This is a genomic window from Echinicola sp. 20G (assembly GCF_015533855.1).
GTDB lineage: Bacteria > Bacteroidota > Bacteroidia > Cytophagales > Cyclobacteriaceae > Echinicola.
The window spans coordinates 2,090,126-2,102,056 of the sequence record NZ_AP024154.1; the positions used below are offsets into that span (position 1 = coordinate 2,090,126).

Sequence of the window (11,931 nt, forward strand, 5' to 3'; positions counted from 1 at the left end):
GGCGAAATCATATATTTGCAAGCTGATTTTAAAAGATGAATTATGGGATTTAATGAAATAGCTACCGTAGCTGGTAAACCTGGATTATACAAAGTGCTTAAGCCAAGCAGAAGTGGGGTGATCTTAGAATCAATGGATGCCAAAAAGGCAAAATTGGTTGTAGGTGCTAACCATCGCGTTTCCATTTTAAGTGAAATTTCGATTTATACCATGACGGAAGAGGGGTCTACTCCTTTGCAAGAGGTCATGATCAATATCGAAAAGGAATTTTCAGGAGATACTGGTTTGGCCAAAGGTGCTGATAATGATGAGTACATTGCCTTTATGAAACATATTTTGCCTGATTTTGATGAGGAGAGAGTATATCCTTCTGATATCAAGAAGTTGATCTCTTGGTACAAAATCATCAGGGAAAATACACCTGAACTCTTGGAAGAGCAGGCTGAAGGTGGTGAAGAGGCTGCTGAGGAGAAAGAGGCTTAATAAAAACTTAAAGTTTGAAATAGAATATTTAGCTACTTTTTGGGATTTTTATACTGTCTCAAAAAGTAGCTTTTTTATTATGAACTCACTGTACATATCCGAAAGCGCGCAACTTCTTCAGAAGGATTTTGAACTATCACTTCCTGAGGAAGACCTCACAAGGGAAGCACTAATTGAACTTCTTTCGCCGGTTGTAAGCAACTTACTCAATCGTGACTTCGAAAGACTGCTGCATATCTGTTACAGGATTGATCTCGGGGAGCAAAAGCTTAAGTACATTTTGCACCAAGCTAATCCTGAGTCTTTGGCAAAAGAATTAAGTGCTGCGTTGGTGGACAGACAGATTCAGAAAGTTGAAATCAGAAGAAGGTACCAATAGACCCGGTCTGAAGTTTAAACCGTAGCTTCTTTCAAGTGCCCTTCCGCTTCTTCTACCATCACCGTAGAACCAATGTATAGCGGGGTTCTTTGGTGGAGGGAAGTAGGTTGGATGTCCAAGATCCTGTTTCTCCCATCAGAGGCTGAAGCGCCAGCTTGCTCCGCAATAAAGGCCAGGGAGTTGGCCTCATAAAGTAACCTAAGTTTGCCTTCAGGTGCTTTTGCAGTGCTTGGGTAGATGTAAATTCCGCCTTTCAATAAGTTTCTGTGAAAGTCGGCTACCAAACTGCCAATATATCTTGCACTAAAATCCCTTTCCTTGCAGGAAGTAATATAATTTTTGATTCCCTCGCTGATTTGAGAGTTCAAACCTTCATTGATGCTGTATATTTTTCCGTCTTTTGGGGCGCAGATATTAGGGTGTGAGAGGAAGAATTCTCCTAAAGATTGTTCATAAGTAAAGCCATTGACACCCTTTCCTGTGGTATAAACGAGCATGGTGGAAGAGCCGTAAAGCACATAACCTGCAGCTACCTGTTTATTTCCAGGTTGCATGATGTCTTCGGGCTGAATGGGACTTCCTACAGGCGTAACTCTTCTGTATATGGAAAAGATGGTTCCGATAGAAATATTTACATCGATGTTTGAAGAACCATCGAGAGGATCCATGGCCACGACATATTTTCCGCTGCTGTTTTGTAAATCAATGACTTCATCATCTTCTTCAGATACGATAGCACACACTTCACCTCCTTTGGTCAGTGCCCTTGAAAATCTAATATTGGCAACCACATCCAATTTTTGCTGTTCTTCTCCTTGCACATTGGTGTTGCCAAAGGCACCACCAATATTAGAGAGTCCTGCTCGGTTGATCTCTCGATTTACTATCTTTGAGGCCAAGGCAATGTCTCGAAGGATTTGCGACAACTCTCCCGAAGCAAAAGGGAAGTCATCTTGTTTCATTTTGATAAAACGGTCTAATGTGACACCGACGGAATAGCCCAAGGCAGAGTGATCAGGCTGGTATGGTTTTGTCTTCATATCCTTGAAAAGTGCAATTTTAAATATAACCCACTGAAAAATACAACTTATATTTTTATGACAAAAGCAATTGTTTACAAATTTGGCGGTGCTTCAGTGAAAGATGCTGATGCGATTAAAAACCTCGTTAATCTTTTATTCAAACGATTGCGGAGCCCAATGGTGATTGTGATTTCAGCGATTGGGAAAACCACTAATTTAATGGAGGAAATCTTGAGACAAAAGTATGAACAGGAAGATTTTTATTTGAATTTTACAATTTTAAGAAAAAACCATTTAGCAATATGTTCTGGATTGTTTGGAGAGGGTGATATGGTTTTTTCAATGGTTGAAAATATTTTTCTAAAACTGGAAAAAGAACTAGAAAAAAAGCTCTCAGCAGAAAATTATGATCGGTTTTATGATACTGTGGTGAGTTATGGCGAGTTATTGTCTACAAAAATTATTCACGCTTATCTTTGTAATGAAGGTTTGTATTGTATTTGGCAGGACGCAAGGGAGATTATTGTTACAGATGATAATTATCGTTTGGCTCAAGTAAATTGGCGAGAAACCGAAAAACAATGCATGCAGCAACTTGTTCCAAAGCTTAAAAAGATGCCTGTGGTGACCCAAGGTTTTGTCGGAGGAACTATTGCTGGAGATACTACTACTTTGGGAAGGGAGGGGTCAGACTTTACAGCAGCCGTTTTGGCCAAAAGTTTAAAAGCAGATTCTGTAACTATTTGGAAAGATGTTCCTGGTGTCTTGAACGCAGATCCCAAGAGGTTTTCAGATACAGTAAAGTTTGATCATTTGGGATATAAGGAAGCCGCGGAAATGACCTATTATGGTGCTTCTGTGATTCATCCTAAAACCATCAAGCCGCTGGCCAATATGAAAATCCCACTTTATGTAAAGTCTTTTCTAGACCCTTCATCTAAAGGGACAATCATAGGAGATTTTGAGGGGGATAGAGAGGTTCTTCCTGTAATAGTTGTAAAAGATAATCAGGTATTGGTAACTTTTGAAGTGACAGACTTTTCATTTATTTCTGAGTTACATATTCATCAGATTTATGCGGAATTGCATAGGTTAAAGCTAAGGGCAAATGTATTACAGGTTTCTGCGATTACGGTGTCCATTTGCATGGACAGGGAGCTTTTTAAGCTGGAGCGGTTGTTGGTGGAGATGAGGCCTTATTTTAAGGTTAGGTATAATGAAGATTTGCAGCTGATAACTGTTAAGAATTATGATGAGGCTGCAAAACTGAGGTTTTTCAAAACTGAGAATATTTTGCTAGAACAGACCACCAGAAGTACGTTTCAATTGGTCTGCAGACCAATGGCTAAATAAATTTCTTGATGACTTTTTTGATTCCGGGAAGGTAGCTTAGGCCAAATAGGTTAAGGTGAACCAGCAGGGGGTAGAGATTATGAATGTCAGCCCTCGTTTCGAAGCCTGGCTCTAAGGGAAAGACGTCATTGTACGCTTCGTAAAAAACTCCTTGAAACCCACCAAAAAGTTTAGAGAAAGCCAAATCCATTTCACGATGTCCATAATAGACAGCAGGGTCAATCAAGCAAGGGGATCCATTTGAGTTGACGATGACATTTCCTGACCATAGATCGCCATGAAGCAAAGATGGCTTTTCATTTGGGATTAGGTCATTTAACTTAGGATAGATTTTCTGGAATTTCTTATAATAACTTTTATCAATCAACCCGTCATAATATGCTTTTCCCAGCATTGGCTCGAGTCTTTCTTCTGCATAGAAGCTAGCCCAGCTTTTGTGGTATTTGTTTCTTTGGGGAAGAACTGCGATGAAATTATCGCTGTCTAACCCATAAAGTGGAGCTGTGGCCATGTGCAGTTCGGCAAGCCCGTGTCCTAAGTCTGTCCAGTAGGAGCTGTTCGGATAACCTCCTTTGATCCACTCGATCAGTAAATAATTCTGGTCTCCGACTCGACCTGCTCCAATGGTTTTGGGAATTTGAAGTGGTGTGTATTTGTGCAATAAGGTCAAGCCTTTTAGTTCTTGATGAAAGACTTCGGATGAATTAAGATGGTTGGATTTTAAAAAAAGCGCGCCCTTGGTTGTTTCCAAAAGCACGCTTTGATTCATGGCCCCGGCAGAAATAAGCCGGACTGATTTTATTTGTGTAGGTTCATGTATGGCATCAAATAAGACATTTTCATAAAATGAATTTTGACTATGCATACACTTTGTGTTCTTTTCTTAATTGGATAATCAATTCTTCAATCGATTCGTTTAAGATGTCGTAAACTTTTTCGAAACCATCTTCTCCGCCATAGTAGGGGTCGGGAACTTCTTCATGGTCTGCATTAGACTGAAATTCTCTCATTAAAAAGATTTTGCCATGGCTTTGGTTGTAAGTCTCCATTAATTTGTAAATGTTCTTTTTGTTGGACTTGTCCATGGCAATGATATAATCAAAATCTCGGATATCTGTGTGGTTGAGCTGTCTGCCTCTGTGGGAAATGGCCATGCCATGCCCTTCTGCACATTTAATGCTTCGCTCATCAGGAAGCTCTCCAATATGATAGTCGGATGTACCACAGCTATCACTTTGGAATTTGTGTCCCAAATCAAGTGCTTTAATTTGATGATTAAAAATGGCTTCAGCCAATGGAGATCGGCATATATTGCCCAAGCAAACGAATAAAACTTTGATCATTTTTGTTTTTATAAACCTAATGCAATTTCTAAGTTCAAATATAGCAAGCTATGATCCATTAAAAGAAAATAGGTTTGTATTTATGCCTTTTTCTTTGATTTTGGATGCCGATATTGGTTGGGTAACACATGTTGTAAGTGTCACTTCCATTACTAGTGCTTATACGAATAGTAAGTTTCTGCTGAGGTGTAAAATGAATCAAACTTGGTGAGCCTATTCAACAATACTTTGCATTATAGTTTGAGAATTGATAAAAATCAAGCCTTGATTTATTTTATTCAAAAGTAAAATGGTTTTTCACTTTTGAAAGACTTTTAAGGGAGATAAAAGTTTGTCGGAGAAAGTATTGAATGCGATGAACCAAAAAGAAAATCACCATTCATCTTGAGCAAACTAAAAGACGAATGGTGATTGAATGGCTTTATCGAATAGCTACGCCAAGTCCAACACTAACTGTGTTAAACTCTTGGAATGTATAATCCCCATTGAGGAAAACAGGTCCAAACTTAAATCTTGCTCCCAAAGTGGCCATAGCCCCCTTTGCATTGTATTCAAGATTAACTGGATCGGTAATACTTTCAGAAGTACCTTCTATGGAGTAGGTGCCCAGCATGTCATAGGTGGAAGAACCAGTGTTGTAGCCTACTGTTCCATATACGGTTAGAATTGAAAGTTTTTTACTTACTAAAGCTTGAAATGTCCAAGTATCGAGGCTCATCTCGCCGAATTGTCCCATGTCCTCTTCTATAAAATATTTCGCATTAAGTGAATTGTATGCGGCTAAAATGGAAAGGTCAAAAGGGAGGATTTTGATACCTGGAATGTGTTGTTTGATGTCATGTTTTACACCCAATCCCCACTGGGAAATTTCAGCATCTTCAACTGACACTTTGGGGATAAACCTACCAATAAGTTCAAATCCAGCAGGAAGGCCAATCGCTCCTTGGATGGTTGGGGCTGGGACATATTTTACCGGGATGTCTAGGCCTGGCGGAATGTCTACTTCAGCAATTAACATTCCTTCTTCATAGATTTCCAGCGTTCCGCTCGCATCAGGATCACCATAGAGGGTGGGCAGAGAAGTAGCTCCGTTACTCCCTTTGACCCTTAACTTTTCATATTCTGAAGGGTCAAAAGTAAAGTTCTCATACCTAGCGGGAACCCTCGCTCCACTTACGGAAAACTTAAGGTCAAATCCTAAAGTACTATGAGTTTTGGCGGTGTGCGCCCAGCCTGTTCCCATACTGTAGATAAAACCTTTGGCTGCAGGTTCTACATAATACCCCATGTAGGTGTTAAGGTCATCTACTCCAGCTTGTAAGATTTTTTCAACATCAATGTCGCCTTGGCCAAAAACTTTAGTGCCAGAGAGTAAAAGGCCTACTAAACAAAAAGATAATATTTTTTTCATTCGTATAGTTGGTTATGTTAAATAAAGGTAGTGAAATTTAAGTCAAAGTTGTGACCATAAAAGTAGCTCGGGGATTTTTTTTGAAAATTAATTTAACTTTTCTACTTTTGCGGAACTATTACTAAATAAGAATCATTCTTATCTGTGAATGAATATTGAAACGGTAAAAAATAAGATTGTAGAAGGTGGACTGAAGTTTACCCATCAGCGGATGGTGATCTATGAGGCAGTGTCAAGTACTCATAATCATCCTACTGCCGAATGGGTATTTGAGCAGATTAAGGAAAACAATCCGTCCATTTCACTAGGTACGGTTTATAAAACGCTGGATACTTTTGTGAATGCCCAGATCATTCAAAAATTTGTGGATAATAATGGAGTGATGAGATTTGATGCCATTCTTGAGGCTCACAGTCACTTGTATGATAAAGAAACCAATGAAATCAGGGATTACCAGAATAAAGAGCTGGAGACTTTGATTAAAGGCTTCTTTGAAAAAAATAAAATTAAGGATTTCGAAGTGGAGGATATATCCGTGGTCATAAAGGGCCACAACAAATAAAAATAAATTAAACATAACTAATCATTTAAATTTAAAAGTATGTCATTAGTAGGAAAAAAAGCCCCTTTGTTTAGCGCACCAGCAGTTATCAACGGAGAAGAAATCGTTGAAAGCTTTTCTTTGGAGGAGTTCATTGGTAAAAAAGAAGTGATTTTCTATTTCTACCCAAAAGATTTCACTTTTGTATGCCCAACTGAAATTTTGGCTTTCCAAGAGAAATTGGCTGAGTTCGAAAAAAGAGGTGTAGCTGTAGTAGGTGCTTCTTGTGATACAGAAGAAACTCACCTTGCTTGGTTATCTACTCCAAAAGCAAACGGCGGTATTGAAGGTGTTACTTACCCATTGGTTGCTGACCCTGCAAAAACTATCGCTCACAACTATGGCGTTTTGGCCGGTGAGTGGAACTACAATGAAGAAGGAGAATTGACTTATGAAGGTGCTCCAGTTGCCTTTAGAGGTTCTTTCTTGATCGACAAAGCAGGTGTGGTTAGACATGAAACTATCAACGACCTTCCACTTGGAAGAAACATCGACGAAATGATCAGATTGGTAGACGCACTTCAGCACGTAGAGAAATACGGTGAAGTTTGTCCAGCTAACTGGGAAGAAGGTAAAGAAGCCATGAAAGCAACTAAAGAAGGTGTGTCTGAATACCTTTCTAAAAACTAATCATTGCTGAACGCAAAATAATGAAGCCTCGGTGTTTTGCCGAGGCTTTTTTTGTGGCGTTTATTGGAGCTGTTCCGTCTAGAAGGAGAATCTTATTTTTAATTAAAAAATCTGTTTTATGAATGCACTTAGGTACACTCCGGCAATTTTAATGGTTCTTTTCCTTTTTTCTTGCGATAGTGGCCAAGATGATCACCAAAATCAATTGGAGAAAAGTGAAAAAAACTGGCAAGTTCTGAAAACGGAAAATGAAGAATCTTACCGCTATCAGGTAAGTACTTCTTCTTGGACAGGCTACAGTTCGATTACCACCATTACGGTATTGAAAGGTTTGGTGACCAAAAGGGAGTTTCAAAGTTATCTTCCGGACAATGAAGGAGGCCAAGAAATAGTTTATAGTTATGTGGAGGAAGGTGAAAAAGTTGGAGCTGACACAGAAGGGGCTGATCCAATTACCTTGGATGAACTTTATGATGTTTGTAAGGAAGAATACTTGACAGTGGATCCAAATTCCAATACCATTTATTTTACCGAATTTGATAATGGACTTGTAAAGAGTTGTGGATATGTACCTGAGAACTGTGTGGATGACTGCTTTTTTGGTTTTACCTTGGAGATTATTGAATGGTTGGAATAGAGATTAAGGAAATGATCCTTGAAGGAGTTTGACAATGGTGAAGTGAGGCTATTTATTGACCTACAATGAAGGAGGTTTGTTCCGATCTTGTTAATTTTGGGCATGAAATTGTTTTATGATTTTTCTGTTTGGGCCATGTCTGGTTTGTTACAATTGACCAAAGGAGGTGAGTCTAAACTGTCGCGACTTGTAAAGGGGAGGGAAGGAGTTTTTGATCAACTTGAAAATTTCAGGAAAGAAGTTTCAGGAAACTTGGCTTGGTTTCATGTGGCCTCTCTCGGGGAGTATGAGCAGGCAAAGCCCGTGATAGCAGCATTTAAAAATGCTTTTTCAGATCATGCTGTTTTGGTTACTTTTTTTAGTCCAAGTGGCTATGAAAATGTAATCAAAAAGCCTCAGATCCATGTCGATATGATTACCTATTTGCCTTTTGATACCGAAGCCAATGTGCAGCGGTTTTTGGACTTAGTAAATCCAAATGTGGCTTTTTTTGTGAAATATGACCTATGGGCCAATTACATCTTTGAAACAAAAGCACGCAGTATCCCTTTGTTTCTCTTTTCGGCTTCCATGCGTAAGGAACAGATTTATTTCAAGCCATATGGTAGCTTTTTCCGTAAGGTGTTAAAGTGTTTTGACCATATTTATACCCAAAACCAGCAAACGGTGAAGTTGTTAGACGAAATTGGGGTAACCAACGTCAGCATTGCAGGTGATACACGTTATGATAACGTACAGGTGATTTCTGAAGCTCCAAAAGTATTTCCTGAAGTAGAGGCATTTGTGGGCACCGATCCAGTAATCGTGGTGGGGAGTGCTTGGGAAGAGGATATGGAGTTGATCATTCCGTTTATCAATAAGCATGACCAGTATAAATATATCATTGCACCTCATGATATCAATCACAGTATTATTGATTCATGGAGGAACCAAATTACCAAGCCCTGTTTAAAATACTCTGAAATGCTTGACAGTGAATCGGGAAAAGCCGATGTGCTGTTTATAGATAATATAGGGATGCTTTCTTCCCTATATCAATTTGCTCATTTGGCTTATGTGGGTGGCGCTTTTGGCAAAGGTCTACACAATATATTGGAGCCATTGGCTTTTAGGGTTCCGGTGTTGTTTGGGAAGCTAAAGCGAGTAAGTAAGTTCCCAGAAGCAGCTATCAGTGAAGGTTGTGGTTGTGGCTTTGAAGTGGCAGACAAAGCGACGTTTGAGAAAATAGTCTTAGCTTTGGAAGATGTAAAGGCTTATGAGAAGGCAGCCAAATCTGCAGATAGATTGGTGAGAGATAATCTGGGAAGTGCCCAAAAAATCATCAATGGAGTGCAAAGAATGATCTTATGAACATAAAAGGAAGGGTAATTAAGTCAACAGGTAGTTGGTACCTTGTGGATACTGATGAGGGTCAGATCAACTCCAGGCTACGTGGGAAGTTCAAACAGGATGACCTGAAGCTGACCAATCCGATTGCTGTAGGAGATTTTGTGACTTTGTCAAAAGAGGAGAACCAAGAGACAGCCATAATTTCCAGTATTTTGCCCCGGGAAAACTATATTATCCGCAAGTCCACCAGAAAGAGCCATTTTTCCCACATCCTGGCTTCCAACATAGACCAAGCCTTTTTGGTGATTACATTAAAACAGCCAAGGACCTCTTTGGGTTTTATTGATCGGTTTATTGTAAGTACAGAAAGTTTTCGAATTCCCACCACTTTGGTTGTCAATAAAATTGATGTAATCAAAAAGGAAAAGGATCAAGAGTTTTTGCAGGATATTCGTGAGATTTATGAACCCTTGGGGTATCCGGTCATGGAAATATCCGCTTTGCATGATGCCGATTTGAAGAGTCAGTTTTCGGAAAAACTTAAAGGAAAAACAACGTTGCTTTCTGGACATTCTGGAGTAGGAAAATCCACCTTGCTTAACAAATTGGTGCCAGATGCAGGGCAGTCTACCAAGGAAGTTTCCAGCTTTACCTCCAAGGGAGTGCATACCACTACTTTTGCGGAAATGTTTCCAGTGGAAGATGGTGGTTATTTGATTGATACACCTGGTATTAAGGAGTTTGGAATTCTAGACATTGAAGAAGAAGAACTGTCTCATTATTTTGTGGAGATGAGAAAGTATTTGGGACAGTGTAAATACAACAACTGTAAGCATCTCAATGAACCCGGCTGCAAGGTGTTGGAGGTGCTGGAAGAAGGATACATTCATCCCTATCGATATGATAGCTATGTCAAAATACTCAATGAGGAAGATACTTATCGTTGAGGAAGATTGCTAAATGCGGCATGCTTACTGTTCTCTACATTATTTAATGTAAATCTTTGAATCCATTCGGTTTTAAACTAATTTTCCCTTTTAAAACAGTTTGATCAGATCATCATGAGTGAAATAAAAACTTTGGTGCTGAACCATAAGCAAATCCAACAGAAAATCACCCGAATAGCGTATGAAATATATGAAAGAAATGTGGGTGAAGAAGAGGTGGTATTTGCCGGAATTTCAGGTATGGGTTACGTCTTTGCGGGCCTATTGGTGGATAGAATAAAGGAAATATCTCCTTTGAAAGTCGAAAAGATGAAAATCACACTTGATAAGTTTACCAAAAAACAACCTGAAGTGGAGCTTTCCCATGATATTGACTTTGAGAATAAGTGTCTGATCATTGTGGATGATGTGCTTAATTCAGGAAGGACATTGACTTATGCAATGGAGCCTTTTTTGAAGTATGAGATCAAGAAAATTGAAGTAGCTGTTTTGGTCAACAGAAGCCATAAATTGTTTCCAGTTTCTGCCGATTATACCGGTTACGAACTAGCAACCACCTTGAGCGAAAATATCGAGGTGGTACTTAATGAGAGCGATTCCATTGTTTACCTACAATAATATCAACCATGTCTGTTAATCAGTCTTCCAATATAAAGAGAATTACCACTCATGTGCTTCAGGAAATGAAAAACAGAGGAGAGAAAATCTCCATGCTAACAGCATATGATTTTTCCATGGCGGGGATTTTGGATGCCGCGGGAATTGATATCATTTTGGTTGGAGATTCAGCCTCTAATGTTATGGCAGGACATGAGACCACTTTGCCCATTACTTTGGATCAAATGATTTATCATGCCTCATCTGTAGTGAGAGCTGTAAAACGTGCCTTTGTGGTAGTGGATATTCCTTTTGGCTCTTATCAAGGGAATTCATCTGAGGCTTTGAGATCTACCATCCGTATCATGAAGGAGGCCGGTGCGCATGCGGTGAAAGTAGAAGGAGGAGCTGAAATCAAGGAATCAGTGGTGAGGATATTAAGCGCTGGGGTTCCGGTAATGGGACATTTGGGATTGACCCCTCAGTCTATTTACAAGTTTGGAACTTATACGGTGAGGGCCAAGGAAGAGGATGAAGCGGAAAAGCTTATTTCAGATGCCAAGGTTTTGGAAGAATGTGGCTGTTTTGCCATTGTTTTGGAAAAAATCCCTGCAGAACTTGCCAAGCGTGTCGCTGAGCATGTGTCCATTCCAGTAATCGGCATTGGAGCAGGTCCTCATGTGGATGGACAAGTATTGGTCGTACATGATATGTTGGGGATTACTCAAGAGTTCAAACCTCGTTTTTTAAGGCAATATGCGGACTTGAGAGGTGTAATGACAGAGGCTGTGGAAGGTTACATCAAAGATGTGAAGTCCAAAGACTTTCCAAGTGAGAAGGAAAGCTATTGATCTATTCCAACGTTTTGGAAAGATAAAATCAGGGTGATTTCCATAAAATTGAACCTTTTGATAGCAGCAAGCATATGATGGTAATCCCAATTAATTTCATCAATAACCTGATGTCATAGAATATTTGTTGGTATCAGGTTGAGTTGTAGCAGGTAAACAAAGTTTTTGTTTATTTGAATTCATTTAGGCTTTTGGTCTACCCACTCCCTATTCCGCTTTTAACCTTTGAATGCGCGATATTTTGCGTATTTTAGCGGCAAAATCAAGTGCACCGGCATTTAATCAAATAATTATTTAGTCAATATACACACAGGCCAACTTTGGGTTGTGCTTTGTCGTGTCGAAATT

Annotated in this window: 14 protein-coding genes; 10 read left to right on the top strand and 4 right to left on the bottom strand. The window is 39.4% G+C overall.

Annotation, left to right across the window (positions count from 1 at the left end; genetic code table 11):
• Positions 1-42 precede the first annotated feature (42 nt).
• Positions 43-483 carry a DUF5606 domain-containing protein gene (locus JL001_RS09070; protein WP_200975784.1) on the top strand — a complete coding sequence of 147 codons (441 nt, stop codon included), beginning with the start codon at positions 43-45 and terminating at the stop codon, positions 481-483.
• Positions 484-562: 79 nt separating this feature from the next.
• Entirely contained in the window at positions 563-862 is a 300-nt protein-coding gene (locus JL001_RS09075) for a hypothetical protein (protein ID WP_200975785.1), read from the top strand.
• A 14-nt stretch (positions 863-876) separates the two neighbouring features.
• Here JL001_RS09075 and fbp read toward each other — a convergent pair whose 3' ends face one another.
• A complete protein-coding gene (fbp, locus tag JL001_RS09080; protein WP_200975786.1) occupies positions 877-1,902 on the bottom strand; it encodes a class 1 fructose-bisphosphatase in 1,026 nt (341 codons plus the stop codon).
• A 57-nt stretch (positions 1,903-1,959) separates the two neighbouring features.
• On the opposite strand from fbp, the gene JL001_RS09085 reads away from it, so the two are divergent.
• Positions 1,960-3,237: an aspartate kinase gene (locus JL001_RS09085; RefSeq protein ID WP_200975787.1), complete on the top strand. Its 1,278-nt coding sequence runs from the start codon at positions 1,960-1,962 to the stop codon at positions 3,235-3,237.
• Here the strand turns inward: JL001_RS09085 and JL001_RS09090 are convergent.
• The 3 genes from JL001_RS09090 to JL001_RS09100 form a co-directional block, all read right to left on the bottom strand.
• Entirely contained in the window at positions 3,230-4,102 is an 873-nt protein-coding gene (locus JL001_RS09090; RefSeq protein ID WP_200975788.1) for a fructosamine kinase family protein, read from the bottom strand. The two genes, JL001_RS09085 and JL001_RS09090, sit on opposite strands and share 8 nt — an antisense overlap.
• Complete coding sequence (locus JL001_RS09095) at positions 4,095-4,580, bottom strand: low molecular weight protein-tyrosine-phosphatase (protein ID WP_200975789.1); 486 nt, start codon at positions 4,578-4,580, stop codon at positions 4,095-4,097. The genes JL001_RS09090 and JL001_RS09095 overlap by 8 nt, the downstream gene beginning before the upstream one ends.
• A 421-nt stretch (positions 4,581-5,001) precedes the next feature.
• Positions 5,002-5,991 (bottom strand): DUF6588 family protein, encoded by a 990-nt coding sequence (locus JL001_RS09100; protein WP_200975790.1) that lies wholly within the window; start codon positions 5,989-5,991, stop codon positions 5,002-5,004.
• Between the two features lie 148 nt (positions 5,992-6,139).
• Between JL001_RS09100 and JL001_RS09105 the strand changes: the two genes are divergently transcribed.
• The 7 genes from JL001_RS09105 (at position 6,140) to panB (ending at position 11,583) form a co-directional block, all read left to right on the top strand.
• On the top strand, positions 6,140-6,553 hold the full coding sequence (locus JL001_RS09105) for a Fur family transcriptional regulator (protein WP_200975791.1): 414 nt from the start codon (positions 6,140-6,142) through the stop codon (positions 6,551-6,553).
• Positions 6,554-6,592: 39 nt separating this feature from the next.
• Positions 6,593-7,222, top strand: coding sequence for a peroxiredoxin (locus JL001_RS09110; RefSeq protein WP_192008800.1), 630 nt, complete (start codon positions 6,593-6,595; stop codon positions 7,220-7,222).
• A 118-nt stretch (positions 7,223-7,340) separates the two neighbouring features.
• A complete protein-coding gene (locus JL001_RS09115) occupies positions 7,341-7,859 on the top strand; it encodes a hypothetical protein (RefSeq protein ID WP_200975792.1) in 519 nt (172 codons plus the stop codon).
• A gap of 102 nt (positions 7,860-7,961) precedes the next feature.
• Positions 7,962-9,209: a 3-deoxy-D-manno-octulosonic acid transferase gene (locus tag JL001_RS09120; RefSeq protein ID WP_200975793.1), complete on the top strand. Its 1,248-nt coding sequence runs from the start codon at positions 7,962-7,964 to the stop codon at positions 9,207-9,209.
• Positions 9,210-9,211: 2 nt separating this feature from the next.
• Positions 9,212-10,135, top strand: coding sequence for a ribosome small subunit-dependent GTPase A (gene rsgA, locus JL001_RS09125; protein ID WP_200980357.1), 924 nt, complete (start codon positions 9,212-9,214; stop codon positions 10,133-10,135).
• A gap of 114 nt (positions 10,136-10,249) precedes the next feature.
• The gene (locus JL001_RS09130; protein ID WP_200975794.1) at positions 10,250-10,753 is read left to right on the top strand and encodes a phosphoribosyltransferase family protein; all 504 of its coding nucleotides are present in this window, start codon (positions 10,250-10,252) and stop codon (positions 10,751-10,753) included.
• Positions 10,754-10,761: 8 nt separating this feature from the next.
• Positions 10,762-11,583: a 3-methyl-2-oxobutanoate hydroxymethyltransferase gene (panB, locus tag JL001_RS09135; RefSeq protein ID WP_200975795.1), complete on the top strand. Its 822-nt coding sequence runs from the start codon at positions 10,762-10,764 to the stop codon at positions 11,581-11,583.
• Positions 11,584-11,931 lie beyond the last annotated feature (348 nt).